This window comes from Pseudorhodoferax sp. (assembly GCF_047601025.1).
In the GTDB taxonomy this organism is placed as follows: domain Bacteria; phylum Pseudomonadota; class Gammaproteobacteria; order Burkholderiales; family Burkholderiaceae_C; genus Pseudorhodoferax.
In genome coordinates, this window is record NZ_JASGJZ010000001.1 from 2938073 (window position 1) to 2963653 (window position 25581).

At 71.0% G+C, this 25581-nt stretch carries 25 protein-coding genes; 14 read left to right on the forward strand and 11 right to left on the reverse strand.

The features are described 5' to 3' along the window. Window positions 1-14 precede the first annotated feature (14 nt). The 5 genes from QM782_RS13820 to QM782_RS13840 all read right to left on the reverse strand — a co-directional run bounded on the left by QM782_RS13820 (window position 15) and on the right by QM782_RS13840 (window position 4617). Window positions 15-1070, reverse strand: a complete 1056-nt coding sequence (locus tag QM782_RS13820) for a sterol desaturase family protein (RefSeq protein ID WP_415203476.1) — start codon at window positions 1068-1070, stop codon at window positions 15-17. Then, window positions 1058-1894, reverse strand: coding sequence for a polysaccharide deacetylase family protein (locus QM782_RS13825; protein WP_415203477.1), 837 nt, complete (start codon window positions 1892-1894; stop codon window positions 1058-1060). Before QM782_RS13825 ends, QM782_RS13820 begins: the two co-directional genes overlap by 13 nt. Further along, window positions 1881-2795 (reverse strand): YncE family protein, encoded by a 915-nt coding sequence (locus QM782_RS13830; protein WP_415203478.1) that lies wholly within the window; start codon window positions 2793-2795, stop codon window positions 1881-1883. Before QM782_RS13830 ends, QM782_RS13825 begins: the two co-directional genes overlap by 14 nt. Window positions 2796-2936: 141 nt before the next feature. Continuing rightward, window positions 2937-3692, reverse strand: a complete 756-nt coding sequence (locus QM782_RS13835) for a pseudouridine synthase (protein WP_415203479.1) — start codon at window positions 3690-3692, stop codon at window positions 2937-2939. Window positions 3693-3894: 202 nt separating this feature from the next. Then, the gene (locus QM782_RS13840) at window positions 3895-4617 is read right to left on the reverse strand and encodes an alpha/beta fold hydrolase (RefSeq protein WP_415203480.1); all 723 of its coding nucleotides are present in this window, start codon (window positions 4615-4617) and stop codon (window positions 3895-3897) included. Between the two features lie 224 nt (window positions 4618-4841). On the opposite strand from QM782_RS13840, the gene QM782_RS13845 reads away from it, so the two are divergent. Further along, window positions 4842-5477, forward strand: a complete 636-nt coding sequence (locus tag QM782_RS13845) for a hypothetical protein (protein WP_415203481.1) — start codon at window positions 4842-4844, stop codon at window positions 5475-5477. Further along, the gene (locus tag QM782_RS13850) at window positions 5393-6202 is read left to right on the forward strand and encodes an HpcH/HpaI aldolase/citrate lyase family protein (RefSeq protein ID WP_415203482.1); all 810 of its coding nucleotides are present in this window, start codon (window positions 5393-5395) and stop codon (window positions 6200-6202) included. The genes QM782_RS13845 and QM782_RS13850 overlap by 85 nt, the downstream gene beginning before the upstream one ends. A 76-nt stretch (window positions 6203-6278) precedes the next feature. Here QM782_RS13850 and QM782_RS13855 read toward each other — a convergent pair whose 3' ends face one another. Both QM782_RS13855 and radC read right to left on the reverse strand, forming a co-directional pair. Then, complete coding sequence (locus QM782_RS13855; protein ID WP_415203483.1) at window positions 6279-6917, reverse strand: Smr/MutS family protein; 639 nt, start codon at window positions 6915-6917, stop codon at window positions 6279-6281. Then, window positions 6914-7600: a RadC family protein gene (radC, locus tag QM782_RS13860; RefSeq protein ID WP_415203484.1), complete on the reverse strand. Its 687-nt coding sequence runs from the start codon at window positions 7598-7600 to the stop codon at window positions 6914-6916. The genes QM782_RS13855 and radC overlap by 4 nt, the downstream gene beginning before the upstream one ends. A gap of 54 nt (window positions 7601-7654) precedes the next feature. On the opposite strand from radC, the gene QM782_RS13865 reads away from it, so the two are divergent. Both QM782_RS13865 and ispH read left to right on the forward strand, forming a co-directional pair. Continuing rightward, window positions 7655-8116, forward strand: coding sequence for an FKBP-type peptidyl-prolyl cis-trans isomerase (locus tag QM782_RS13865; RefSeq protein WP_415203485.1), 462 nt, complete (start codon window positions 7655-7657; stop codon window positions 8114-8116). Beyond that, entirely contained in the window at window positions 8116-9057 is a 942-nt protein-coding gene (ispH, locus tag QM782_RS13870) for a 4-hydroxy-3-methylbut-2-enyl diphosphate reductase (protein ID WP_415203486.1), read from the forward strand. Before QM782_RS13865 ends, ispH begins: the two co-directional genes overlap by 1 nt. Here ispH and QM782_RS13875 read toward each other — a convergent pair whose 3' ends face one another. The 3 genes from QM782_RS13875 to QM782_RS13885 form a co-directional block, all read right to left on the reverse strand. Next, window positions 9058-10770, reverse strand: a complete 1713-nt coding sequence (locus QM782_RS13875; RefSeq protein ID WP_415203487.1) for a PhoH family protein — start codon at window positions 10768-10770, stop codon at window positions 9058-9060. A gap of 151 nt (window positions 10771-10921) precedes the next feature. Beyond that, complete coding sequence (locus QM782_RS13880) at window positions 10922-11398, reverse strand: peroxiredoxin (protein WP_415203488.1); 477 nt, start codon at window positions 11396-11398, stop codon at window positions 10922-10924. Between the two features lie 176 nt (window positions 11399-11574). Continuing rightward, window positions 11575-11952: an Mth938-like domain-containing protein gene (locus tag QM782_RS13885; protein WP_415203489.1), complete on the reverse strand. Its 378-nt coding sequence runs from the start codon at window positions 11950-11952 to the stop codon at window positions 11575-11577. A gap of 113 nt (window positions 11953-12065) precedes the next feature. Here QM782_RS13885 and QM782_RS13890 point away from each other — a divergent pair, with 113 nt between their 5' ends. The 8 genes from QM782_RS13890 to moaD all read left to right on the forward strand — a co-directional run bounded on the left by QM782_RS13890 (window position 12066) and on the right by moaD (window position 21309). Next, window positions 12066-13343: a pyridoxal phosphate-dependent aminotransferase gene (locus QM782_RS13890; RefSeq protein WP_415203490.1), complete on the forward strand. Its 1278-nt coding sequence runs from the start codon at window positions 12066-12068 to the stop codon at window positions 13341-13343. After that, entirely contained in the window at window positions 13340-14662 is a 1323-nt protein-coding gene (locus tag QM782_RS13895; protein ID WP_415203491.1) for a homoserine dehydrogenase, read from the forward strand. Before QM782_RS13890 ends, QM782_RS13895 begins: the two co-directional genes overlap by 4 nt. Window positions 14663-14705: 43 nt before the next feature. Next, window positions 14706-16205 carry a hypothetical protein gene (locus tag QM782_RS13900; protein WP_415203492.1) on the forward strand — a complete coding sequence of 500 codons (1500 nt, stop codon included), beginning with the start codon at window positions 14706-14708 and terminating at the stop codon, window positions 16203-16205. Between the two features lie 135 nt (window positions 16206-16340). Then, window positions 16341-17849 (forward strand): tetratricopeptide repeat protein, encoded by a 1509-nt coding sequence (locus QM782_RS13905; protein WP_415203493.1) that lies wholly within the window; start codon window positions 16341-16343, stop codon window positions 17847-17849. Between the two features lie 10 nt (window positions 17850-17859). Next, a complete protein-coding gene (gene thrC, locus QM782_RS13910) occupies window positions 17860-19290 on the forward strand; it encodes a threonine synthase (protein WP_415203494.1) in 1431 nt (476 codons plus the stop codon). Then, a complete protein-coding gene (mobB, locus tag QM782_RS13915; RefSeq protein ID WP_415203495.1) occupies window positions 19287-19823 on the forward strand; it encodes a molybdopterin-guanine dinucleotide biosynthesis protein B in 537 nt (178 codons plus the stop codon). The genes thrC and mobB overlap by 4 nt, the downstream gene beginning before the upstream one ends. Beyond that, window positions 19820-21061: a gephyrin-like molybdotransferase Glp gene (glp, locus tag QM782_RS13920; protein WP_415203496.1), complete on the forward strand. Its 1242-nt coding sequence runs from the start codon at window positions 19820-19822 to the stop codon at window positions 21059-21061. Before mobB ends, glp begins: the two co-directional genes overlap by 4 nt. Beyond that, window positions 21058-21309: a molybdopterin converting factor subunit 1 gene (moaD, locus tag QM782_RS13925; RefSeq protein ID WP_415203497.1), complete on the forward strand. Its 252-nt coding sequence runs from the start codon at window positions 21058-21060 to the stop codon at window positions 21307-21309. The genes glp and moaD overlap by 4 nt, the downstream gene beginning before the upstream one ends. Here the strand turns inward: moaD and dapA are convergent. Beyond that, on the reverse strand, window positions 21296-22162 hold the full coding sequence (dapA, locus tag QM782_RS13930) for a 4-hydroxy-tetrahydrodipicolinate synthase (protein WP_415203498.1): 867 nt from the start codon (window positions 22160-22162) through the stop codon (window positions 21296-21298). The two genes, moaD and dapA, sit on opposite strands and share 14 nt — an antisense overlap. Before the next feature lie 231 nt (window positions 22163-22393). Here dapA and QM782_RS13935 point away from each other — a divergent pair, with 231 nt between their 5' ends. After that, window positions 22394-22882, forward strand: a complete 489-nt coding sequence (locus QM782_RS13935) for a molybdenum cofactor biosynthesis protein MoaE (RefSeq protein WP_415203499.1) — start codon at window positions 22394-22396, stop codon at window positions 22880-22882. Window positions 22883-22971: 89 nt separating this feature from the next. Next, window positions 22972-25578 (forward strand): ATP-dependent chaperone ClpB, encoded by a 2607-nt coding sequence (clpB, locus tag QM782_RS13940; protein ID WP_415203500.1) that lies wholly within the window; start codon window positions 22972-22974, stop codon window positions 25576-25578. The last annotated feature ends 3 nt before the right edge of the window (window positions 25579-25581 follow it).

Sequence of the window (25581 nt, forward strand, 5' to 3'; positions counted from 1 at the left end):
CGCGGGCTGGCGCGTCAGGCCCGCCCGAACAAGCGCAGCAGCCCGCGCCACTGCTGGGACCAGAAGCCGCGGCCGTAGTCGCGCAGGCCGCGCGGGCCCGGTTCGACCTGGTCGCGGATGCCGGTCGGGTCGTAGCGCAGCGTGAAGTCGGCCGTGCCGAACAGCATGTCCCACCAGGGCAGCAGCACGCCGAAATTCACGCCGCCGAGACGGTTGGCCCCCACGCTTGCCACGTCGTGTGCCGCGCTGCCCGCCGAGGGGGCTGCTGCGCCTTGGAGTGGCCCGGCGGCGCGGCGACGTCGCGCCTGCTGCGCCTCGTGGCCGATGCCGATGCCGTGGTGCCGCCGGTGGAAGCGCGGGCTGACCCACAGCCGCTCGCCGACGCGGCCGAACCACAGCCGCAGGTTGGCATGGTGGAAGTTCTCGGACAGCTGCGTCAGCGCGACGATGGCGACGAACTGCCCCGGCCCGACGCCGACCAGCTGCGCCACCACGACCAGGATCGCGTCGCGCAGCAGGTCGTCCAGCAGATGGTTGCGGTTGTCGCTCCACATCGTCATCTGGCGCTGCGAGTGGTGCAGCGCGTGCAGGCTCCACCACCAGCGCATGCCGTGCTGGCCGCGGTGGATCCAGTAGTCCACGAAATCGAACAGCACCAGGTACAGCAGCAGGCTGACCCAGGGCACGTCGGTCACGCCCGGCCACAGGTCGTCCAGCTGCCAGGCCGGCAGGCCGGCCACGCGCAGCCAGCCGAACAGGCTGTCCGTCCAGGGCTCCAGCGTGAAGAACAGCGCCAGCCGGAACAGGCCCAGCCGGTGCACCAGCGTGTACAGGATGTCGGTGCGGATGGCGGCGCGGTCGCGCACCGGCTCGACCGGCCGCAGCCGCTGCAGCGGGCCGATCACCAGCAGCATCACGGCGATCTGCACCAGGCCCACCAGCAGCCAGCCGGTGCCGACGAAGGCGTCCTCCACCCAGCCGCCCAGCCCCGCGGCGAACACCAGCGGCTGCACCACGGTCTCGAACAGCCACTGCTGGGCGGCGCCGAACAGGTCGGTCAGCGGCTCCACGGCAGCTCGTCCTTGTGCGCCGCGATCCACTTGGCGAACTCGGGGTGCTCGCGCAGCGTCGCGAAGCAGAAGCCCTTGGCCTTGAGTCCCTCGATCAGCGGTTCGAGCACGGCCGGCGCCCACGGGTCCTTGCGCGACCAGATGCCCAGGTGGGCCATCAGGATCTGGCCGGGGCGGATGTCGCGCAGGGCCTTGGCCAGCAGCTCGGCGTTGGGATAGCGCTCGCTCGGCAGTTCGTCGCCCAGGAAGCCGGCCGGCGCCCAGCCCACGTGCGCATAGCCGCAGGCGCGCGCGGCGGCCAGCAGCGCTGGCGAGGTGCGGCCGCCGGGCGCACGGAACAGCGGCAGGGCGGGCTGGCCGGTGATCTCCTCGAGCCGCCGGGCCGAGCGGGCGATCTCCTCGCAGTACTGCGCGGCACTGAACAGCCGGGTCTGGCCCACGTGCGGGCCGGCCGAGGCGCGCACGCGGAAGCGTGGCGAGCCGTCGCGCGCCGGCGCGACGTCGGCGCTCCAGTACACGTGGTCGAAGGTATGGGAGGCGAAGTCATGGCCCTCGCGGGCGCGTTCGCGCCACCAGGGCGCCCAGGCGCCTCCCAGGCTGCCGTCGCCCTGCTGCGTGGCCTCGTTGGCGGCGAAGAAGGTCACGCGCACGTCCTGCCGGCGCAGCACCTCGGCCACCAGCGGCGCCACGCCCATGTGGCCGGTGTCGAAGGTCAGGTACAGCGGGCGGGGGCAGGTCGCCGCCGCGCTGCCGGCGGCGGCGACCAGCAGGCCGAGTGCCAGCGCAGTGCGGGCGAACGGGGCGCGGGCATCAGCGCGCGGCATGGTCCAGCGTCCAGACGCCGTGCGGCGACCGACCGACCTTGACCTGCAGGAGTTGCCCGCTCTGCAGGTCGAGTACGCTGAGCTTGCGGGCCCAGCGCGACGTGAAATACAGCAGCCGCCCGTCGGCCGACAGTTCCATGCAGTCGGGCCCGCCCGGCGCCGGGTAGGTGGCCACGACGTCGAGGCTCTGCAGGTCGATCTTGCTGATGGTGTTGGCCACGCGGTTGCTGACGAAGACGTGGCGCCCGTCCCCGGCACTGCGGAAGGCGTGGGCGCCATTGCCGGTTTTGATGAGCTTGACGGCACGCGGTTCCTTGCCGGAGACGTCGAACACCTGCACGCTGTCGCTGCCGGTCAGCCCGACCAGCAGGTGCCGGTCGTCCGGCGTGCCGAAGACGTCGGCCGGCATCTCGCCGGTGCGCACGCGCCAGCGCACGCTCTGCGTCGCCAGGTCCAGCGCGACGAGCTCGTTGCTGTCCTGCATCGACGAATACACCGTGGTGCTGCGACGGTCGATCCACAGGTGGCTGGGCGTCTTGCCGGTCGGCACGCGCCGCACCAGCTGCAGGTCCTGCCCGTTCCAGCGGTACAGGTCGATGTGGTCGAGGCGGTTGGCGGCGGTCACCAGCCAGCGCATGTCGGGCGAGAAGCGCAGGTGGTAGGGGTCGACGATGTCGCGCACCACGCGCTGCACCTCGGCCGTGCGCGGATCGATGAAGGTCAGCGAATTGCCCAGCGCATTCGCGACGATCAGCGACTTCTCGTCGGGCGTCAGGTACAGGTGGTGCGGCTCCTTGCCCGTGGTGATGCGGTTCACCTCCTGCCAGGAGGCCGGATCGATCACGCTGACCGAGGCATCCAGGGAGTTCAGCACGAAGACCGGCGGGCGCTGCGCGTACACGGAAAGCGGGAGCGAGGCGGCAAGCAGCGCGGCGAAGAACCGGCCTCGGAGCGACGACGACAACTTCACGATGCCCTTCAGAACAAGCGCGCAAGTGTAGCCGTGCCCATCCGCCGCCCGCCGCCGCCCCGCGGCCGCCGGTCAGGAGGCGGCCGCGAGCGCCGCCAGATCCGGCGCCCTCAGCCAGCACCACTGGCCGGGCGCCAGGCCTTCCGGCAGCGCCAGCGCGCCGATGCGCGAGCGGTGCAGGGCCTCGACCCGGTTGCCGACCGCCGCCAGCATGCGCTTGACCTGATGGTACTTGCCGCTGGTCAGCGTCAGCCGCAGGTGCAGCGCCGGGCCGTCGGCATCGACGACCTCGGCCGCTGCCGTCGCCACGGGCCGCGGGTCGTCGTTCAGCACCACGCCACGCCGCAGCGCGTCGAGCTGCCGGTCGTCCAGCGGATGGCGCACGGCGACCTCGTAGACCTTGGGCACCTCCTTGCGCGGCGAGGTCATGCGGTGGATGAACTGGCCGTCGTCGCTCAGCAGCAGCATGCCGGTCGTGTCCTGGTCCAGCCGGCCGACCGCCTGCACGCCCTGCAGCGCGCCGCGCTGCGGGCGCTGGCGCAGCGGCGCCGGCAGCAGCGTGTAGACGCTGGGATGGGCAGAGGGCCGGTGCGAGCATTCGGTGCCGGCGGGCTTGTGCAGCAGCACGTAGGCCTTCTCGAAGTATTCCCAGTCCTGCCCCTGGACCCGCAGGCGCAGGCCCTGCGGCGCGAACTCGCGCGCCGGGTCGGTGCAGGGCTGCAGGCCGCCGGTGCCGTCGTGGACGGCCACGTGGCCCTGCTGGATCAGGCCGGCGCAGACCCGGCGCGTGCCGAATCCCTGGGTATACAGAACGTCCTGCAGTTGCATGGTGGGGCGGACCTGGTCGGATTTGAACGCGGCGGATGAGCGCAGCGGGCGAGGCGTCGAGGGTGAAACGCGGCGGGTGAAGCGCAGAGGGTGAAGCGCAGAGGGCGCAGCGCGGAGGGCGAAGCGCGGAGGGCGGCAGACCCAGGCGATGGCGGCGAATGCACCTGGGGGCGGCGGGCCTGCCGGCGCACGGCCGCCGGGCTCAGCCGGACAGCCATTCGCGCAGCAGCGCCGAGACGGCCGCCGGCTGCTCCATCGTGGTCATGTGGCCGCTGTGCTCGATCACGCACAGCCGCGCCGCCGGGCACAGCCGCTGCATTTCCTCGTGGCGCGCCAGCGGGCTCCAGAGGTCCTGCCGGCCGCAAGCCAGCAGCGTCGGGCAGCGCAGGGCGGCCAGCACTCCGCGCGCGTTCGGCCGGAGGACGAGCGCATCGATCTGCGCCGCGAACTCGTCCGGGGTCCGGCGTTCGATCATGGCCAGGATGTCCGCGAACACCGGCGTGTCCAGGTGGTCGGGGTGGACCATGCCGCGCGCCCATTCCAGGCCCATGGCGCGCATGCCCCGGCTGCGCGCCGTCTGCAGCAGTGCCTGGCGCCCGGCGACCTCCCGGGCGCCGGCCTCCCCGGCGGCCAGGGGATCCATACCCGTGTCGAGCAGCGCCACGCGCTGGATCCGTTCGGGCGCGATGCGGGCCATCTCCAGCGCGACGCGCCCGCCCATCGAATGGCCGGCGACCGCCAGGCGCGGCGCGTCGGTGGCCGACAGCGCGATGCGCGCCATCTCGCCGATGGAGCCGGCCAAGCCGTAGCGTGGCACCACGCATTCGGTTCCGGCCAGCGCTGCGCGCTGGGCGCGCCAGACGGCTTCGTCGCACAGCAGGCCCGGCAACAGCAGCACGACCGGGGTGTCTGGCGGCGCGCTCATGCAGGGCGGCGGGCGGCGCCGGCGCCACCGTCCTCGTGCAGGCGCCGCCTTTCCTGCGGCGAATGGCCGATGGCCGCGATGGCATGACGTTCTCGCATCTCTGTCCTATGAAGTGTCCTGTGGGGTGGTTCCGGCCGCGCCGGTCCGCGTCGGTGCGGCCCCGCAGTGTGCACATGCGGTGCTGCGCGGGTCAATCCAGCTGTCCCTGCGGTCCATGCGTTCTGGTGCGGCTGTCGCTGACGACTTACCTCGCGATCTCTCTGCACGAGAGGCTGGCCTACGGATTGGACGAAGCCGGGCTGGTGCTGTCGGTCGCGCCGCTCGGCGGCGTGGTCGGCCGCATCCTCTGGGGCTGGGTGGCCGCCCGCATGCTGGACGCGCGCCGCATGGGGGCGGTGCTGGCTGCGATGCTGGCAGCCAGCAGCGGGCGACCGGTGGTACTGGTGGCCGGCCTGCCACCGGCGCTGGTGCCGGTGCCGGTGGTGGTGGTCGGTGCCTCGGCGGTGGGTTGGAACGGCGTGGACCTGGCCGAGGTGGCACGCCAGGTGCCCCGGGGAATGGCCGGCGCGGCCACCGGTGGTACGCTCGTCTTCACCTTTTTCGGCGTGGTACTGGGACTGCCGATGCTCGGTGGCCTCTCGAGCCTGTTCCAGAGCCACCGCGCGGGCTATCCCGCAATGGCCGTGCCGACGGCGCTGTGCTGCGTCGTGCTGCTGCTGCGCGCGCGGCGGGTGCCGGCCGCGGCTGAAGTTTTTTCGACCAAGGAGACTCATCGATGCAAGAACGCAGCTATCTGTTCGTGCCCGGCGACCGGCCCGAGCGTTTCGACAAGGCCCTGGCCAGCGGCGCCCACGGCGTGATCCTGGACCTGGAGGACGCCGTGCAGCCCGAGCGCAAGCCGCAGGCGCGCGAGGCCGTGCGCCAATGGCTGGCGCAGGCGAAGACGCCGGTCTGGGTGCGCATCAACCCGGCCGACACGCCCTGGCACGCCGAGGACTGCAGCCTGCTGGACGCGCCCATGCTGCGCGGCCTGATGGTGCCCAAGGCGCAGGACGCCCAGGGCCTGGCGCAGCTGGCCGGCCGGCTGCGCGAGGACCAGTGGCTGATTCCGCTGGTGGAGACCGTGGCCGGCTGGTTCGAGGCCCAGGCCATCGCGCGCGTGCCGCGCGTGCTGCGCCTGGCCTTCGGCTCGGTGGACTTCATGTCCGACTCCGGCATCCAGGGCGAGGGCGAGGAGATGAACGGCGTGCGCACGCAGCTGGTGCTGGTGTCGCGGCTGGCGGGCATCCGCGCGCCGATCGACGGCGTGTCGGTGGCGATCGACGACGCGGCGCAGCTGGAGTCCGACGTGCGCCGTTCGCGCCGCTTCGGCTTCGGTGCCAAGCTGTGCATCCATCCGAAGCAGGTGGCCGGCGTGCACGCCGGCTTCGCGCCGACCGAGGCCGAGGTGGCCTGGGCGCGCCGCGTGGTCGCGGCATTGGCCGCGGGGCCGCTGGGTGCCATCACCGTGGACGGCAAGATGGTCGACAAGCCGATCGCGCTGCTGGCGCAGTCCATCCTGGACGAGGCCGGCGGCGCGGGCTGAGAAGCCAGGGTGGCGGCCTGTGCCTGCGCCCGTGGCCTGTCGAGGGCGCGATCGACCCGTGCACAGCGTCTGACGCTCAGTTCGCCGGCTTCAGCAGCACCACCAGCGCGCCGGCGCCGCCTTCGTCGGCGCGCGCCTGCACGAAGGCCAGGACCTCCTGCTTCTGGACCAGCCAGCCCTGCACGCGCGACTTGAGCACCGGCACGCGGCCGGGCGAGCCCAGGCCCTTGCCGTGCACCACGCGCAGGCAGCGCAGGCCCTGGCGGTGCGCCTCGCGCACGAAGGCCGACAGCGCTTCGCGCGCGTCGTCGCGGCGCAGGCCGTGCAGGTCGATCTCGCGCTGGATGCTCCATTCGCCCTTGCGCAGCCGGCGCGTCACGTCCAGGCCGATGCCGGGGCGGCGGAAGCTCATCGCGTCGTCCACGTCCAGCAGCGTGGTGGCGTCGAACTCGTCGCTCAGGCTTTCCCGCAGCACGCGCTGTTCGTCGAGCCGCTGCTGCACCGGGACCGGCGGCGGCGGCTCCGGCGCCAGGCGCACGCGCGCCGGCTGGCGCAGCGGCTGCACCGGGCCGGCCGCGCGGGCGAACAGCGTGCGCCCGGCCTCGGCGCGGCGCGCGGCGGCCTCGCGGGCGGCGGCCTGTTCGGCCGCCAGGCGTTGCTGCTCGGCCAGGTGGCGGCGGATGGCGCCCAGGTCGTGCAGCGAGCGGGCCTTCACAGCAGCCCCCGTTCGGCCAGCGAGACGGCCTGGCCGGGCGCGACGACCACGTGGTCCAGCACGCGGATGTCCACCAGCGCCAGCGCGGCCTTGAGCCGCTGCGTCAGCAGTTCGTCGGCGCGCGAAGGCTCGGCGCTGCCGCTGGGATGGTTGTGCGCCAGGATCACGGCGGCGGCCTGGTGCGCCAGCGCGTGCACGACGACCTCGCGCGGGTAGACGCTGGCCTGCGTCAGCGAGCCGCGGAACAGCTCCTCCAGCGCCACGAGGCGGTGCTGCGCGTCCAGGAACATCACCGCGAAGATCTCGTGCGGTCGGCTGCCGAGCTGCAGCTGCAGATAGTCCTTGACCTGCTGCGGCGCATCGAACAGCGGGCGCGCGCGCAGCCGTTCGGCCAGCGCGCGGCGCGCGAGTTCGAGCACGGCCACGAGTTCGGCGCGCTTGGCCGGGCCCAGGCCCTTGATGTGGCCCAGGTCGGCGGCCGTCGCGTGCAGCAGGCCGGCCAGGCCGCCGAAGCCCTGCGGCGGCGGCGCGAGCAGCTCCCCGGCCATCTGCAGCACGCTCTTGCCCTGGATGCCGGTGCGCAGCAGCAGCGCCAGCAGTTCGGCATCGGCCAGCGCCTGCGGTCCGCGCGCCAGCAGCTTCTCGCGCGGCTGGGTGTCCAGGGGAAGGTCTTTCAGCGCCATGGCGGGGCGGACGGGCCGGGTTTTTACAATGGCGGCCAGTTTATCGAGGCTCCCATGACCGCAGATTCCGCCGCCGCGCCCGTGGTGCGCCCCGGCTCCTTCCTGACGCTGCACTACCGGCTCGCCGGTCCGGGCGGCGACCTCATCAACACCTTCGGTGGCAAGCCGGCCACGCTGTCGCTGGGCGCGGGCGAGTTGTCGCCGGCCGTGGAGGAGCACCTGCTGGGCCTGGCCGAGGGCACGCACGCGCGGTTCGAGCTGCCCGCCGGCGCCGCGTTCGGCGAGCGCAATCCCGAGATGCAGCAGTGGGTCGCGCGCAGCCTGCTGGCGCAGCTGGGCGATCCGGACGAGCGGTACGCGCTCGGCGACGTGGTGCAATTCCCCACGCCGGACGGGCTGGGCAGCTACGCCGGCGCCGTCATCGGGGTGAAGGACACGGCCGTGCAGTTCGACTTCAACCATCCGCTGGCAGGCCAGCCCGTGACCTTCGAGGTCCAGTTGATCGGAGTGCTCTGATGGCGGGCGTCAGCGAGATCGTCCTGGCCGAGCCGCGCGGCTTCTGCGCCGGGGTGGACCGGGCGATCGAGATCGTCGAGCGCGCGCTGGCCAAGTTCGGCGCGCCGATCTACGTGCGCCACGAGATCGTGCACAACACCTACGTCGTCGGCGACCTGAAGTCGCGCGGCGCGATCTTCATCGAGGAGCTCGACGAGGTGCCGCCAGGGGCGACGCTGGTGTTTTCGGCCCACGGCGTCAGCCGGGCGGTGCAGCGTGCGGCCGAGCGCCGGGGCTTCCGCATCTTCGACGCGACCTGCCCGCTGGTCACCAAGGTGCACGTCGAGGTCGCCAAGCTGCACCGCGAAGGCTACGAGTTCATCATGATCGGCCACAAGGGGCATCCCGAGGTCGAGGGCACGATGGGCCAGCTCGACAGCGGCATCCACCTGGTCGAGGACGTGGAGGGCGTGGCCCACGTGCAGCCGGCGCAGACCGAACGGCTGGCCGTGGTCACGCAGACCACGCTGTCGGTGGACGACGCGGCCGAGATCGCCGCGGCCGTGCGCGCGCGCTTTCCCAACGTGCGCGAGCCCAAGCAGCAGGACATCTGCTACGCTACGCAGAACCGGCAGGACGCGGTGAAGATCCTGTCGCCGCAGGTCGACATCCTGATCGTGGTCGGCAGCCCGACCAGTTCCAATAGCAACCGGCTGCGCGAACTGGCGAAGAAGCTCGGCACCGAGAGCTACATGGTCGACAGCGCCGACGAACTGCGGCCCGAATGGTTCGACGGCCGGCCGCGCGTGGGCCTGACGGCCGGCGCCTCGGCGCCGGACGTACTGGTGCAGCAGGTGATCGCGCGCCTGCGCGCGCTGGGCGCGCAGGCCGTGCGCAAGATGGACGGCGTGCAGGAAACGCTGAAGTTCCCGCTGCCCAAGGGCCTCAGGCTCGACGCCTGATCACAGCACTTCGCTGGCGAAGTCCGCCAGCCGCGACCGTTCGCCGCGGGCCAGCGTGATGTGGCCGCTGTGCGGCCAGCCCTTGAACTTGTCGACCGCGAAGGTCAGGCCCGAGGAGCCTTCGGTCAGGTAGGGCGTGTCGATCTGCTGCAGGTTGCCCATGCAGACGATCTTGGTGCCGGGGCCGGCCCGCGTGATCAGCGTCTTCATCTGCTTGGGCGTGAGGTTCTGCGCCTCGTCGATGATCACGTACTTGTTCAGGAAGGTGCGGCCGCGCATGAAGTTCATGCTCTTGATCTTGATCTTCGAGCGGATCAGCTCGTTGGTGGCCGCGCGGCCCCACTCGCCGGCGCTGGTCTCGGTCTTGGCCAGCACCTCGAGGTTGTCGTCCAGCGCGCCCATCCAGGGGCCCATCTTCTCCTCCTCGGTGCCGGGCAGGAAGCCGATGTCCTCGCCCACGCTGACGGTGGCGCGGGTCATGATGATCTCGGTGTAGCGGCGGTCGTCCAGCACCTGTGTGAGGCCCGAGGCCAGCGCCATCAGCGTCTTGCCGGTGCCGGCATTGCCGGTCAGCGTGACGAAGTCGATCTCCGGGTCCAGCAGCAGGTTCATCGCGAAGTTCTGCTCGCGGTTGCGCGTGGTCACGCCCCAGACGGCGTTCTTCAGGTGGTTGTAGTCCTTCAGCGTCTTCAGCACCGCCGTCTTGGCGCGGATCTCGGTCACGCGCGCGTACAGGCTGGGCTCGCCCGGCGCCTCGAAGTAGACGAACTGGTTGATGTGCAGGTTCGGCACGATCGGGCCGGCGATGCGGTAGAAGGTGTGCTGGCCTTGCTGCCAGCTCTCGATCGTCTTGCCGTGCTTGGACCAGAAGTCGGCCGGCAGCGCCAGCGCGCCGGAGTACAGGAACTCGCCGTCCTCCAGCGTCTTGTCGCTCTGGTAGTCCTCGGCGGCCAGGCCCAGGGCCTTGGCCTTGACGCGCATGTTGATGTCCTTGGACACCAGCACGACCTCGCGCGGCGCGTGCTCGCGGCGCAGCGCCTCGACCACGCCGAGGATCTGGTTGTCGGCCTTGCCCTGCGGCAGGCCCTTGGGCAGCACGTCGTCCAGCGGGCGGGTCTGGAAGAACAGCTTGCCGCCGGCCTCGCGGTGGCCGGTGGCGTCCAGCGGCAGGCCGGCGCCGATGTCGGCGTTCGGCGTGCCGGCCAGCGCGTCGAGCGTGCGGCTGGACTGCCGCGCGTTGCGCGCGACCTCGCTCATGCCCTTCTTGTGGCCGTCGAGCTCCTCCAGCACGATCATCGGCAGGTAGATGTCGTGCTCCTCGAAGCGGAACAGGCACATCGGGTCGTGCATCAGCACGTTGGTGTCGAGCACGAACAGCTTGGCCGGGCCCTCGGCCCGGGCGGCGGGGCGCCGGCGGCTGCTTTCGCGCGCGGGCGGCGGCGCGTCGGGCACGGCGTTGCGGCGTGCGCGGGCCGCGGGCGCGGCGGGCTGCTCGCGCATCACCGGGGCGTCGACCGATTCCGCCTCGCGCAGCGCGGGTACGCTGCGCTCCGCCTGGGCTTCGCGCGCCACCTGCGCCGATGCATCGGCCGGCTGCTCCGCGAACTTCGCGCGGGCGACGCGTGCCGGTTTCGAGGTCGCGCGCGCGGGCGCGTCGAAGGCATCAGGCGACAGGGTGGCGGCGCGCTTGGCAGGAGGCGGAGGCAGAGGCATGGGGCGTCGTGGTTCCGGAGGAGGGCAAGAAGCAGAAAAGCCGCCCGGTCGCCAGGGCGGCTTTTCGAGGGAATGCGCGGAATGCTCCGACAGGCATCGGCCCATTATGCATGAGCCATGCGACCGTTCCCGCCTGTGCGCGGGGCGGTGTTCAGGCCGGCTTCTTGAGCTCCTTGACGGCCTTGAGCACCTCGTCCACGTGGCCCGGCACCTTCAGGCCGCGCCACTCGGCCTGCAGCGTGCCGTCCGGCCCGACCAGGAAGGTGCTGCGCTCGATCCCCTTGACCTTCTTGCCGTACATGATCTTGTTCTTGACCACGCCGAACATGTGGCACATCTTTTCCTCGGTGTCGGCGATCAGCTCGAACGGCAGTTCCAGCTTGGCCTTGAACTCGTCGTGCGATTTCATGTTGTCGCGCGAGACGCCGAACACCGTGGCCCCGGCTTTCACGAAATCCTTGTACTTGTCCCGGAACTGCATGGCTTCGGTGGTACAACCGGGCGTGTTGTCCTTGGGGTAGAAGTACAGGATCAGGACCTGGCCCAGGTGAGAGCTGTTGGTGACCCTCACGCCGCCCGTGGCGTTGGCTTCGAATTCAGGAATGGGTTTGTTGACAACGATCGCCATGTGGTTGAGTCTCGGGAGTCGTAGAGTGGTCGGCGGCCGCACACATCCAACTGCGCCGACTGCGCGCACTTGCGGAAAAAAGTAGCGTAGCGGCCCCTGCGGCAACCCTTGATTTTACCCTGAAATGCGACTTTCTGCGCTCTTCGGCGCAGGATCCGGACGCATGCGCGGCGGCGTCAGGCCTCCGTTTCGAGCAGCAGGGCGGCGATCACGTCCCGGCCCTCCTGCGCGAGGATGTTGTAGGTGCGGCAGGCGGCGGCCGTGTCCATGGTTTCCAGGCCGATGCGCCGGGCGATCAGCGGCCGCAGCCAGGCCGGCTGCGGAAAGCGCAGCCGCAGGCCGCTGCCGAAGATGACGACCTCGCTGCCGAGTTCCACGAGCTGCGCGAAGTGCTCGGGGCCGAGGTCCTCGAAGCGCGTGCACGGCCATGCGATGCGCTGGCCGCGCGAGCCGATCAGCGCGCTGTGGTCGATGCGGTCGGCCTGCACACGGATCCATCCCGGCCCCTGGGCGGTGATGGTCTGGACGTCGGATTTGTCGGGCTGCAGCTTCATGGAAGGAGGATGCGGTAGAGGGCGCGAAAAGGCCCGTGCAGGCCGCGAACTGTGGTCAAATTATAGGTTTTCGCTTCGATCCCGGGCTTCTTGAGAGTCCACGAGGGAGACCCATGAAGACCGTCCAGAAATCCGCCAAGCTTTCCAACGTCTGCTACGACATCCGCGGCCCGATCATGGACGCGGCGCGCCAGATGGAGGAAGAAGGCCAGAAGATCATCAAGCTCAACATCGGCAACCTGGCGGTGTTCGGCTTCGATTCGCCCGAGGAAATCCAGCAGGACATGATCCGCAACCTGCCGAACTCGGCCGGCTACTCGGACAGCAAGGGCATCTTCGCGGCGCGCAAGGCCGTCATGCACGAGACGCAGAAGCAGGGCGTCAAGGGCGTCACGCTGGACGACATCTACCTGGGCAACGGCGCCAGCGAGCTGATCGTGATGGCCACCAATGCGCTGCTGGACACCGGCGACGAACTGCTGCTGCCGGCGCCCGACTATCCGCTGTGGACCGCCGCCGTGAGCCTGTCCGGCGGCACGCCGGTGCACTACCGCTGCGACGAGGCCAACGGCTGGATGCCGGACCTGGAGGACATCCGCGCCAAGATCACGCCGCACACCAAGGGCATCGTGGTCATCAACCCGAACAACCCGACCGGCGCGCTGTATTCCGACGAACTGCTCGAGTCCCTGGTCGGAATCGCGCGCGAGCATGGCCTGGTGATCTTCGCGGACGAGGTCTACGACAAGGTGCTGTACGACGGCAACAAGCACACGGCCATCGCCAGCCTGTCGGACGACGTGCTGACGCTGACCTTCAACTCGCTGTCCAAGAGCTACCGCTCCTGCGGCTACCGCGCCGGCTGGCTGGTGGTCTCGGGCGACAAGCGGCCCGCGCGCGACTACATCGAGGGCCTGAACATGCTCTCGAACATGCGGCTGTGCGCCAACGTGCCGGGCCAGTGGGCGATCCAGACCGCGCTGGGCGGCTACCAGAGCATCAACGACCTGGTGGGCGAGGGCGGCCGGCTGCGCCGCCAGCGCGATCTGGCCTACGAGCTGATCACCGCGATCCCGGGCGTCAGCTGCGTCAAGCCCAGCGCCGCGCTGTACATGTTTCCGCGGCTGGACCCCAAGATCTATCCGATCGAGGACGACCAGCAGTTCATCCTCGAACTGCTGCAGGAAACCAAGGTGATGCTGGTTCAGGGCACCGGCTTCAACTGGCCGGCGACGGACCATTTCCGCATCGTGTTCCTGCCGCACGAGGACGACCTGCGGCTGGCCATCGGCCGCATCGCGAGCTTCCTCGAGCACTACCGCAAGCGCCACGCCACAGGGGCGCCGGTTTCTTCCTCTTCTTCCTCTTCCGCCCAGGCGGCACTCGCATGAAACCCATCCAGGTCGGCCTTCTGGGCATCGGCACCGTCGGCAGCGGCGTATTCAAGGTTCTGGCACGCAACCAGCAGGAAATCCGGCGCCGCGCCGGCCGCGGCATCGAGATCGTGGCCGTGGCCGACCTGAACGTCGAGCGCGCGCGCGAACTCGTGGGCGACAGCGCCAAGGTGGTGGCCGACGCGCGCGCGGTGATCGCCGATCCCTCGATCGACATCGTGGTCGAGCTGATCGGCGGCTACGGCATCGCGCGGCAGCTGGTGCTGGAGGCCATCGCCGCCGGCAAGCACGTGGTCACGGCCAACAAGGCCCTGCTGGCCGTGCACGGCACCGAGATCTTCGCGGCCGCCCAGGCCAAGGGCGTGATCGTCGCGTTCGAGGCCGCCGTCGCCGGCGGCATCCCGATCATCAAGGCGCTGCGCGAGGGCCTGACGGCCAACCGCATCCAGTGGATCGCCGGCATCATCAACGGCACGACGAACTTCATCCTGTCCGAGATGCGCGACAAGGGGCTGGACTTCGACGTGGTGCTGAAGGAGGCGCAACGCCTGGGCTATGCCGAGGCCGACCCGACCTTCGACATCGAGGGCGTGGACGCCGCGCACAAGGCCACCATCATGTCGGCCATCGCCTTCGGCATCCCGGTGCAGTTCGACAAGGCCTACGTCGAAGGCATCACCCGGCTGTCGGCGCAGGACATCCGCTACGCCGAGCAACTAGGCTACCGCATCAAGCTGCTGGGCATCACCAAGCGCACCGACCGCGGCGTGGAGCTGCGCGTGCACCCGAGCCTGGTGCCGGCCAAGCGCCTGATCGCCAACGTCGAGGGCGCGATGAACGCCGTGGTCGTGCAGGCCGACGCCGTCGGCACCACGCTGTACTACGGCAAGGGCGCCGGCAGCGAGCCCACGGCCAGCGCCGTGATCGCCGACCTCGTGGACATCACGCGGCTGCACACGGCCGATCCCGAGCACCGCGTGCCGCACCTGGCCTTCCAGCACGACGCGCTGAGCGACCTGCAGGTGCTGCCGATGGGCGAGGTCGTGACCAGCTACTACCTGCGCCTGCGCGTCGCCGACCAGGCCGGCGTGCTGGCCAAGGTCACCGGCCTGCTGGCCGACGCCGGCATCAGCATCGACGCGGTGCTGCAGCGCGAGGCCGACGAGGTCGGCGGCGAGGGCTCGACGCAGACCGACGTGATCATCCTGACGCACGACTGCCAGGAGGCGCGCATGGACGCCGCGATCGCGAAGATGCAGGCGCTGCCGACCGTGCTGGCGCCGATCACGCGGATCCGCAAGGAAGAGCTGAACTGATGCACTGAAGCTTCCGCGCGCCCCCTCCACGGGATCTTCGACCATGCCGCTCGATCGATCGACCCAACACAAGCTCAAGACGCTGTACAACGCTTTGGCGGACCGCGTGCTGGAGCCGGACGATCCCGTGTACGTGGCCCAGATCAACCAGCACGGCGGTGCGGATGTGATCGCGGAGATCGCGACCGAGATCAGCTGGCAGGACGGCGGCGGAGTCTGCCTGTTCACGGGCCAGCGCGGCACCGGCAAGAGCACCGAGCTGAGGCGCCTGAAGCGGCTGGTGGAGGACGACGGCGCGACGGTGTTCTACGTCGACCTGTCCGAGTTCATGTTGCTGACCAAGGAAGTGGAGATCAGCGACTTCCTGGTGTCCGTCGCCGGGGCCATGTCGGAGCAGCTGCACCGCCGCTATGGCAGCGCGCCGGGCGACCGCAGCTATTGGGATCGGCTGGGCGACTTTCTCGCAACCAAGGTCGAGTTCAAGGAGCTGGGAATCAAGTTGCCGGGCCTGGACATCAAGGCTGCGCTGAAGAACGACCCCGATTTCAAGAAGAAGGTGCAGGAAGCGGCGCGCGGCCATGTCGCCCAGCTGGTGCGCGACGCCCACGATTTCCTGGCCGAGAGCGTGCAGCACGTGCGTGCGCAGGAGCGCGATCCGCAGCGCAAGGTGGTGCTGCTGCTCGATTCGGTGGAGCGCATCCGGGGCGTCGGCAACGAGGCGATGGCCGTCTACGAGCGCGTGCGCAACCTCTTCTTCGGCCATGCGGAGCACCTGAGGATTCCGTTGCTGCACCTCGTCTACACGATTCCGCCTTACCTCTCGGTGCTGGCCGCAGGTGCCGGTTCGCTGATGGGGGGCGCGGTCACGCGGCGGCTGGTCAGCACGCACATCTTCCAGGACCGCAGCCGCGATCCCGATCCGGCTGGGCTGGCCTTGCTGCGCCAGGTCGTCACGGCCAGGTTCCCGGCCTGGACCGAGATCTTCGAAGCGGAGGCGCTCGACAAGCTGGCGCTGAGTTCCGGCGGCGACCTGCGTGAATTCTTCCGGCTGGTGCGGCTGTGCCTGCCCTCGGTGCGCGAGGATGCCCAGCTGCCGTTGACGGTCGATGCCGTCAAGCCGGCGGAGAACGCCGCGCCGCCGGTTCCTGGCGCGCCTGAACGAGCGGCGCTTCCTGCTGGAGCGCGACCTGGCGCGGCCGCTGGTGCTGGTGCTGCCGGCCGATTTCCGCGCCGAGGCGCGCAACATCGCGCCCGATCTCTGGCACGTGCGGGCGCTCAGCGACGAATTGCGTGCACCCCGAGGCGGCGCGCCGGCCGAGGCGCCGCCGGCACGTGCCCCGGCCTCGGCCACGGCGACCACCAGCGCCAGCATGGCCTTGCCGGCCTACGAAGAATGGGCGCGTCTGCAGAACGGCGCCGCAACGGCCGTCTACCTGCCCACGGCGGCGCGCGCTACTGTCGAACTGCTCGCCGCGGGCCGCCCCGCGGACGCCAGGCACGTGGCGGTGCATGCGCTGGCCGCGGCGCGGCAGCGCGCCGATGAAGGCCCATCGTACGAGCACCAGCGCGATCTCCACATGGCGCTGGACAACCTCGGCCGGGTGGCGCGGGCCCAGGGCGACTGGGCGCACAGGCCGGCGCCGCGTACCGGGAAGGCCTGGCGCTGAGCCGGCAGCTGGTGGAGCGGCAAGGCGGCACCCCGGAGTCGCTGCGAGACCTGTCGATCGCGCTGAACAACGTCGGCCGGGTGGCTGAGGTGCGGGGCGATTGGACGCAGGCCGAAGCCGCGTACCGGGAAAGCCTGGCGCTGCGCCGGCAACTGGTGGAGCGGCTGGGCGGTACCCCGGAGTCGCTGCGGGACCTGTCGGTCGCGCTGAACAACGTCGGCCGGGTGGCTGAGGTGCAGGGCGATTGGACGCAGGCCGAAGCCGCGTACCGGGAAAGCCTGGTGCTGCGCCGGCAACTGGTGGAGCGGCTGGGCGGCACCCCGGAGTCGCTGCGGGACCTGTCGATCGCGCTGAACAACGTCGGCCGGGTGGCGCAGGCCCGGGGCGACTGGACGCAGGCCGACGCCGTGCACCGGGAAAGCCTGGCGCTGAGCCGGCAACTGGTGGAGCGGCTGGGCGGCACCCCGGAGTCGCTGCGGGACCTGTCGATCGCGCTGAACAACGTCGGCTGGGTGGCGCAGGTCCAGGGCGACTGGACGCAGGCCGACGCCGTGCACCGGGAAAGCCTGGCGCTGCGCCGGCAACTGGTGGAGCGGCTGGGCGGCACCCCGGAGTCGCTGCGGGACCTGTCGATCGCGCTGAACAACGTCGGCTGGGTGGCTGAGGTGCAGGGCGACTGGACGCAGGCCGACGCCGTGCACCGGGAAAGCCTGGCGCTGCGCCGGCAACTGGTGGAGCGGCTGGGCGGCACCCCGGAGTCGCTGCGGGACCTGTCGGTCTCTCTGGACAACGTCGGCCGGGTGGCGCGGGCCCAGGGCGACTGGACGCAGGCCGAAGCCGCGTACCGGGAAGGCCTGGCGCTGAGCCGGCAACTGGTGGAGCGGCTGGGCGGCACCCCCGAGTCGCTGCGGGACCTGTCGGTCGCGCTGGACAACGTCGGCCGGGTGGCGCAGGCCCAGGGCGACTGGACACAGGCCGACGCCGCGTACCAAGAAGGCTTGGCGCTGCGCCGGCAACTGGTGGAGCGGCTGGGTGGCGTCCCGGAGTCGCTGCGGGACCTGTCGGTCGCGCTGGACAACGTCGGCCAGGTGGCGCAGGCCCAGGGCGACTGGATGCAGGCCGACGCCGCGTACCGGGAAAGCCTGGCGCTGAGCCGGCAGCTGGTGGAGCGGCTGGGCGGCACCCCGGAGTCGCTGCGGGACCTGTCGGTCGCGCTGAACAACGTCGGCCGGGTGGCGCAGGCCCAGGGCGACTGGACGCAGGCCGAAGCCGCGTACCGGGAAAGCCTGGCGCTGTGCCGGCAACTGGTGGAGCGCCTGGGGAGCACGCCCCAGGCGCTGGAAGACCTGGCCACCGCTTTGCGCCACTTGGCGAACGCCCCCGTGAGCGATGCCGCCGCGCGTGCCGAGGCCATCCAGATCTACGAGTTGCTGGCGGAGCGCTTCCCCGACCAGCACCGCCATGCCGAGAACCTCGCCGCCTTGCGCGACGACAATCCGGCTTCCTTTTCCTCGTCCTGATCGACACAGCGTGAACTACATCAGCACCCGCGGCGGCGCCGCCCCCCGCAAGTTCTGCGACATCCTGCTCGAGGGCCTGGCGCCCGACGGCGGCCTGTACCTGCCCGAGCAGTACCCGCGGATCGACGCCGCCCGCCTGGCCGAGCTGCGCCGCGTGCATGCCGAGCAGGGCTACGCCGCGCTCGCCTGCGAGATCCTGTCGCTCTACATCGACGACATTCCCGCCGCCGACCTGAAGGCGCTGTGCGCGAAGACCTACACGCGCGAGGTCTTCGGCACCGACGCCATCGTGCCGCTGCGCCCGCTCGAGGACGGTGTGTACCTGGAGGCCCTGTCCAACGGTCCCACGCTGGCCTTCAAGGACATGGCCATGCAGCTGCTCGGCAACCTGTTCGAGTACGAACTGGGCCGCCGCGGCGAGCAACTGAACATCCTGGGCGCGACCAGCGGCGACACCGGCAGCGCGGCCGAATACGCGATGCGCGGCAAGCATGGCGTGCGCGTGTTCATGACCTCGCCGGACGGCCGCATGAGCCCGTTCCAGCAGGCGCAGATGTTCAGCCTGCAGGACGCCAACATCCACAACCTGGCCGTGGCCGGCGTGTTCGACGACTGCCAGGACATCGTCAAGGCGGTGTCCAACGACCTGGACTTCAAGCGCCGCTACCGCATCGGCACGGTCAACTCGATCAACTGGGCGCGGCTGCTGGCCCAGGTGGTGTACTACTTCGCGGGCTACTTCCAGGCGACGCGCAAGGACGGCGAGCCGGTCGGCTTCACCGTCCCCTCCGGCAACTTCGGCAACGTCTGCGCCGGCCACGTCGCGCGCATGATGGGCCTGCCGATCGCGCGGCTGGTCGTGGCCACCAACGAGAACGACGTGCTGGACGAGTTCTTCCGCACCGGCGTGTACCGCGTGCGCGGCAGCGCCGACACGCACGAGACCTCCAGCCCGTCGATGGACATCTCCAAGGCCTCCAACTTCGAGCGCTTCGTGTTCGACCTGCTGGGCCGCGACGCCGCGCGCACGGCCGACCTGTTCGGCGCGCAGCTGTCGCGCGGCGGCCGCTTCGACCTGGGCGCCGACCCGGTGTTCGCCGACGCCGCCGCGCGCTTCGGCTTCGCCAGCGGCAAGAGCACGCACGCCGACCGGCTGGCGACGATCCGCGACACCTGGCAGCGCTTCGGCCAGATGATCGACACGCACACGGCCGACGGCCTGAAGGTCGCGCGCGAGCATGTAGTGCCCGGCGTGCCGATGGTGGTGCTGGAGACGGCGCTGCCGATCAAGTTCGCCGAGACCATCGTCGAGGCGCTGGGCCGCCCGCCGGAGCGCCCGGCCCGGTTCGCCGGCATCGAGGACCTGCCGCGCCGCGTCGTGCGCGTGCCGGCGGATGCCGAGGCCGTGAAGGCCTACATCGCCGCGCACTGCGCCGAGTGAAGGTCGTCGGCTTCGCCGGCTACTCGGGGGCCGGCAAGACCACGCTGATCGAACGCCTGATCCCGCTGCTGAAGGCGCGCGGCGAGACGGTCTCGGTCATCAAGCACGCCCACCACGGCTTCGACATCGACCAGCCCGGCAAGGACAGCTGGCGCCACCGCCAGGCCGGCGCGCAGGAGGTCATCGTGGCCTCCAGCCACCGCCTGGCGCTGCTGCGCGAGTACCCGGCCGGGCAGGCGCCCACGGCGCACGGCCTGATCGCCGAACTGCGGCGCGGCGTGGACTGGGTGCTGGTCGAGGGCTTCAAGCACGAGGACCTGCCGCGCATCGAGGTGCGCCGCGCCGGCGACGCGCGGCCCGCGCGCTATCCCGCGGATCCGCAGGTGCGCGCCGTCGCCACGGACGCGCCTCGGGGCCTGCAGCCGCCGCCCGCCTGCCCGGTGCTGGATCTGGACGACCCGGCGGCGCTGGCCCGCTGGCTGGCCGACAATGCCGCCCTGTTCGCCTACCGCCCCGACGACGCACGCCCATGAACAATCCCGCCGCCGCGCTCAAGACGCTGGACCAGGCCCTGGCCCAGCTGCTGGGCTATGCCGCGCCGCTGGCCGGCCAGGACACCGTCTCGACCTTCGAGGCCGACCGCCGCGTGCTGGCGGCCGACCTGCGCTCCGAACTGCAGGTGCCGCCGCTGGACAACAGCGCCATGGACGGCTACGCGGTGCGCTGCGCCGACGTGCCGGCCGCCGGCACCGTGCTGCCGGTGGCGCAGCGCATCGCGGCCGGCGACGTCGGCACCGCGCTGGCGGCCGGCACGGCGGCGCGCATCTTCACCGGTGCGCCGCTGCCCGCGGGCGCCGACGCGGTGGTGATGCAGGAGGACTGCGACGCGCTGGAGGACGGGCGCGTGCGCATCCGCGTCCAACCCGCGCCGGGCCTGGCCGTGCGCCGCGCCGGCGAGGACGTGGCGCGCGGCGCCGTGGTGCTGGCGCGCGGCACGCGGCTCACGCCGGCGGCGCTCGGCATGGCCGCCAGCATCGGCGTGGCCGAGCTGCCGGTCGCGCGGCGTCCGCGCGTGGCGCTGTTCTCCACCGGCGATGAACTCGTGATGCCGGGCGAGGTGCCGCCGGCGCGGATGCGTCCCGGCGCGATCTACAACTCCAACCGCTTTTTCCTGCGCGCGCTGCTGCAGCGGCTGGGCTGCGAAGTGAGCGATCTGGGCATCGTGCCCGACCGGCTGGACGCGACCCGCGAGGCCCTGCGCGCGGCCGCGCGCGGCCACGACCTGATCCTGACCAGCGGCGGCGTCTCGGTCGGCGAGGAGGACCATGTGAAGCCGGCCGTGGAGGCCCTGGGCCGGCTGGAGCTGTGGCAGATCGCGATCAAGCCCGGCAAGCCCTTCGCCTACGGCGCCATCGCCGGCGACGGCGCGTCCTGCCACTTCATCGGCCTGCCCGGCAACCCGGTGTCCAGCCTGGTCACCTTCGTGGTGCTGGTGCGGCCGTTCCTGCTCAAGCTGCAGGGCGCCACCGCGCTGGCACCGGCGGCCGTGCGCCTGCCCGCGGCCTTCGACTGGAAGCGGGCCGACCGGCGCCGCGAGTTCCTGCGCGCCCGGCGCAACGCCGACGGCGCGCTGGAGCTGTTCCCGAACCAGGGCTCCGGCGTGCTCACCTCCGTGGCCTGGGGCGACGGCCTGGTCGACACGCCGGCCGGCCAGCCGATCGCGCGCGGCGACAGCGTGCGCTTCCTGCCGTTCGAGGACCTGTGGGGATGAAGCTGACCGTGCGCTATTTCGCCTCGATCCGCGAGGGCCTGGGCCTGGGCCACGAGCAGCTCGAGACGCAGGCCGCGACGCTGGGCGCGCTGCGCGACGAGTTGCTGGCGCGCGGCGGCCGCTACGCCGAGCTGCTGGCCCACGGCCGCGCGGTGCGCATGGCGCTGGACCAGCAGATGTGCGAGGCCTCCGCGCCGCTGCACGACGGCGCCGAGGCCGCGTTCTTCCCACCCGTCACGGGCGGCTGAGCAGGCGCTGCAGCAGCGCGCCGGAGGCCGGCGTCATCGGCGCCCGCAGCGTGCCCGACATGCGCCCGGCCTGCGCCAGCAGGCCCTTGATCGGCCCCGGGTTCGGCTCCTCGAACACGGCCTGCACCCAGGGCAGCAGCGGCTGCCACAGCGTGCGCGCCTCCTGCAGCGCGCCGTCGCGCAGCAGTGCGATGACGCGCGCGAAGCGCTCGGTGTGCAGGTGCGCGCTGGCGGCGATGGCGCCGGCCGCGCCCGCCGCCACGCTGCCGAAGATCTGCGCGTCCTCGCCGGCCAGCACGGCCAGCCGGCCATCGGCGATCAGCGCCGCCGTCTTGGCGGCGTCGCCGCCGCAGTCCTTCAGGGCCACGATGCGCGGGTGCTCCGCCAGCGCCAGCAGGGTGGACAGCTCCAGCCGCACGCCGGTGCGGTAGGGAATGTCGTAGAGCACCAGCGGCACGCGGCTGGCATCGGCCAGTGCGCGGAACCAAGCCCGCAGGCCGTCTTGCGAGGGCCGGATGTAGTACGGCGCGGCCACCAGCACGCCCGCCACCGGCCGGGTGCAGGCGGCTTGCAGCGCGTCCAGCACGCCGGCCAGGCGGTAGCCGCCCACGCCCATCACCACGGGCAGGCCGCTGGCCGACGCCAGCGTCGTGTCCAGCACGGCCAGCTGCTCCTCGGCCGTCAGCGCGGCGGCCTCGCCGGTGCTGCCGCAGGGCACGAAGCCGGCCACGCCGCGGCCGCACAGGTCGCGCACCAGCGCGGCCAGTGCCGCATGGTCGACCTGGCCGGCCGCGCCGAACGGCGTGACCAGCGGAATCCACAGGCCGGAGAAAAGGGAAGAAGACACAGGCAATCCTTTCGATGGAACAAGGCAGGACCGGCGGGGTCGGCCATCGAAGGAGGCGCGCGCGAAGCTCGAGCAGCAGGGCAGGGGTTCCGTCGCACATCCGACGACGGAACCGCGGCTCCGGTCAGACGAGCAGCGGTTTGTTCGCTTTTTTCGCGCAGCAGGCCGCCGGAGCGGCGAGGAAGGCGAGGGCGGCGAACATGGGGCGCGAGTGTAGCCGTGCGAGACAATCGCGCCATGCCTGCCCGCGTCCGCATCCAGATCCAGGACTTCGACCTCGGTGCCGAGATCGCCGCGCTGCGCGCGCAGGACCCGCGCGTCGGCGCCGTGTGCAGCTTCGTCGGCACCGTGCGCGACCGGCACCCGGACCTGGCCGGCCAGGTCACGGCGCTGGAGCTGGAGCACTACCCGGGCATGACCGAGCGCGCGATCGAGGCCATGGTCGATGCGGCCTTCGCCCGCTTCCCCGTGCTCGGGGTGCGCGTGGTGCACCGCATCGGCCCGCTGGCGCCGATGGACCAGATCGTGCTGGTGGCCGTGAGCGCGGCGCACCGCGCCGCCGCCTTCCAGGCTTGCGAGTTCCTGATGGACTACCTGAAGACGCAGGCCCCGTTCTGGAAGAAGGAGCAGACGCCCGACGGCGGGCGCTGGGTCGACGCGCGCGTGGCCGACGACGCGGCGGCGGCGCGCTGGGGCATCGCCGCGGGCAACGCGCCGCCGGTTTGATCCAGGTCAGCCTGCCGGCGGGGCCGGCGGCGCCGGCCTTGAAATGCGCGCATGCTTCCCCATGTCCGGAGCAACCGGAGAACTCGAACATGCGAATCGACAAACTCACCACCAAATTCCAGGAAGCGCTGGGCGAGGCCCAGTCATTGGCGCTGGCGAACGACAACGCCTACATCACCCCCGTGCACGTGCTGGCCGCCATGCTCAAGCAGCAGGACGGCCCGCGCCCGCTGCTCGAGCGCGCAGGCGCCAACGTGCAGGGCCTGCTGGCCTCGGCCGAATCGGCCGTCAAGCGGCAGCCGCAGGTGCAGGGCCAGGAGCAGGTCCAGCCCGACCGCGACCTGGTCACGCTGCTGCAGGCGTCCGAGAAGGAAGCCCTCAAGCGCGGCGACCAGTTCATCGCCAGCGAGCTGTTCCTGCTGGCCTATGCCGACAGCAAGATCGACTCGGCCAGGCTGCTGCGCGAGCACGGCGTCTCGCGCAAGGCGCTGGAGGCCGCCATCGACGCCGTGCGCGGCGGCCAGAAGGTCGACAGCGCCGACGCCGAGGGCCAGCGCGAGGCCCTGAAGAAGTACACGCTGGACCTGACCGAGCGCGCCCGCCAGGGCAAGCTCGACCCGGTGATCGGCCGCGACGACGAGATACGCCGCGCGATCCAGGTGCTGCAGCGCCGCAGCAAGAACAACCCGGTGCTGATCGGCGAGCCCGGCGTCGGCAAGACCGCCATCGTCGAGGGCCTGGCCCAGCGCATCGTGGCCGGCGAGGTGCCGGATTCCCTGAGGAACAAGCGCGTGCTGTCGCTGGACATGGCCGCGCTGCTGGCCGGCGCCAAGTACCGCGGCGAGTTCGAGGAGCGGCTCAAGACCGTGCTGAACGAACTGGCCAAGGACGAGGGCCAGACCATCGTCTTCATCGACGAGCTGCACACCATGGTCGGCGCCGGCAAGGCCGAGGGCGCCATGGACGCCGGCAACATGCTCAAGCCCGCGCTGGCGCGCGGCGAGCTGCACTGCGTCGGCGCCACCACGCTGGACGAATACCGCAAGTACATCGAGAAGGACGCCGCGCTGGAGCGCCGCTTCCAGAAGATCCTGGTGGGCGAGCCGACCGTGGAGGCGACCATCGCCATCCTGCGCGGCCTGCAGGAGAAGTACGAGGTGCACCACGGCGTGGAGATCACCGACCCGGCCATCGTCGCCGCGGCCGAGCTCTCCCACCGCTACATCACCGACCGCTTCCTGCCCGACAAGGCGATCGACCTGATCGACGAGGCCGCGGCCAAGATCAAGATCGAGATCGACTCCAAGCCGGAGGCGATGGACAAGCTCGACCGCCGGCTGATCCAGCTGAAGATCGAGCGCGAGGCGGTCCGCAAGGAAAAGGACGAGGCCTCGCAGAAGCGGCTCGGCCTGATCGAGGAAGAGATCGGGCGCCTGGAGCGCGAGTACGCCGACCTCGAGGAAATCTGGAAGAGCGAGAAGGCCGCGGCCCAGGGTTCGGCCCAGGTGAAGGAAGAGATCGACCGCGTGCGCTTCCAGATCGAGGAGCTCAAGCGCAAGGGTGACTTCAACAAGGTCGCCGAGCTGCAGTACGGCAAGCTGCCGGACCTGGAGAAGAAGCTCAAGGACGCCCAGGCCAAGGAGGCCGGCAAGGCCAAGGACGGCAGCCAGCACCCGCAGCTGCTGCGCACCATGGTCGGCGCCGAGGAGATCGCCGAGGTCGTGGCGCGCGCCACCGGCATTCCGGTGTCCAAGCTGATGGAGGGCGAGCGCGAGAAGCTGCTGCAGATGGAGGACAAGCTGCACGAGCGCGTGGTCGGCCAGGACGAGGCGATCTCGGCCGTGGCCAACGCCATCCGCCGCTCGCGCGCCGGCCTGTCCGACCCGAACCGGCCGACCGGCTCGTTCCTGTTCCTCGGCCCCACGGGCGTGGGCAAGACCGAGCTGTGCAAGGCGCTGGCCGGCTTCCTGTTCGACAGCGAGGACCACCTGATCCGCATCGACATGAGCGAGTTCATGGAGAAGCATTCGGTGGCCCGCCTGATCGGCGCGCCGCCCGGCTACGTGGGCTACGACGAGGGCGGCTACCTGACCGAGGCGGTGCGGCGCAAGCCCTACAGCGTGCTGCTGCTCGACGAGGTGGAGAAGGCGCACCCGGACGTGTTCAACGTGCTGCTGCAGGTGCTGGACGACGGCCGCCTGACCGACGGCCAGGGCCGCACCGTGGACTTCAAGAACACCGTGATCGTGATGACCAGCAACATCGGCTCGCACCTGATCCAGAGCATGGTCGGCCGCGACGCCGAGGACATCAAGGAAGCCGTGCAGGGCGAGTTGAAGAACCACTTCCGGCCCGAGTTCCTGAACCGCATCGACGAGACGGTGGTGTTCCACGGCCTGGACGCCAAGCACATCGAGGCGATCGCGAACATCCAGATCCGTGCGCTGCGCGACCGCCTGGCGCACCTGGATCTGGCGCTGGAGGTTTCCCCTGCGGCGCTTGCGGAGTTGGCCAAGGTCGGCTTCGATCCGGTGTATGGTGCCCGTCCGTTGAAGCGGGCCATCCAGCAGCGCATCGAGAACCCGCTGTCCAAGCTGCTGCTGGAAGGCCGGTTCGCGCCCAAGTCGGTGATCCCGGTGGACGTGGACCCGATCCGCCATCCCGGCGAATTCCGCTTCGACCGGGTGGTGCATTGATGC

What these genes read in the sequence shown, in the direction of transcription:
- glp (WP_415203496.1), top strand. Translation starts at nt 19,820, where the DNA reads ATGAACAATCCCGCCGCCGCGCTCAAGACGCTGGACCAGGCCCTGGCC.
- QM782_RS13880 (WP_415203488.1), bottom strand. Translation starts at nt 11,398, where the DNA reads ATGGCGATCGTTGTCAACAAACCCATTCCTGAATTCGAAGCCAACGCC.
- QM782_RS13885 (WP_415203489.1), bottom strand. Translation starts at nt 11,952, where the DNA reads ATGAAGCTGCAGCCCGACAAATCCGACGTCCAGACCATCACCGCCCAG.
- clpB (WP_415203500.1), top strand. Translation starts at nt 22,972, where the DNA reads ATGCGAATCGACAAACTCACCACCAAATTCCAGGAAGCGCTGGGCGAG.
- moaD (WP_415203497.1), top strand. Translation starts at nt 21,058, where the DNA reads ATGAAGCTGACCGTGCGCTATTTCGCCTCGATCCGCGAGGGCCTGGGC.
- QM782_RS13850 (WP_415203482.1), top strand. Translation starts at nt 5,393, where the DNA reads ATGCAAGAACGCAGCTATCTGTTCGTGCCCGGCGACCGGCCCGAGCGT.
- QM782_RS13895 (WP_415203491.1), top strand. Translation starts at nt 13,340, where the DNA reads ATGAAACCCATCCAGGTCGGCCTTCTGGGCATCGGCACCGTCGGCAGC.
- QM782_RS13935 (WP_415203499.1), top strand. Translation starts at nt 22,394, where the DNA reads ATGCCTGCCCGCGTCCGCATCCAGATCCAGGACTTCGACCTCGGTGCC.
- QM782_RS13875 (WP_415203487.1), bottom strand. Translation starts at nt 10,770, where the DNA reads ATGCCTCTGCCTCCGCCTCCTGCCAAGCGCGCCGCCACCCTGTCGCCT.
- QM782_RS13900 (WP_415203492.1), top strand. Translation starts at nt 14,706, where the DNA reads ATGCCGCTCGATCGATCGACCCAACACAAGCTCAAGACGCTGTACAAC.
- radC (WP_415203484.1), bottom strand. Translation starts at nt 7,600, where the DNA reads ATGGCGCTGAAAGACCTTCCCCTGGACACCCAGCCGCGCGAGAAGCTG.
- QM782_RS13890 (WP_415203490.1), top strand. Translation starts at nt 12,066, where the DNA reads ATGAAGACCGTCCAGAAATCCGCCAAGCTTTCCAACGTCTGCTACGAC.
- QM782_RS13865 (WP_415203485.1), top strand. Translation starts at nt 7,655, where the DNA reads ATGACCGCAGATTCCGCCGCCGCGCCCGTGGTGCGCCCCGGCTCCTTC.
- QM782_RS13825 (WP_415203477.1), bottom strand. Translation starts at nt 1,894, where the DNA reads ATGCCGCGCGCTGATGCCCGCGCCCCGTTCGCCCGCACTGCGCTGGCA.
- QM782_RS13835 (WP_415203479.1), bottom strand. Translation starts at nt 3,692, where the DNA reads ATGCAACTGCAGGACGTTCTGTATACCCAGGGATTCGGCACGCGCCGG.
- QM782_RS13840 (WP_415203480.1), bottom strand. Translation starts at nt 4,617, where the DNA reads ATGAGCGCGCCGCCAGACACCCCGGTCGTGCTGCTGTTGCCGGGCCTG.
- ispH (WP_415203486.1), top strand. Translation starts at nt 8,116, where the DNA reads ATGGCGGGCGTCAGCGAGATCGTCCTGGCCGAGCCGCGCGGCTTCTGC.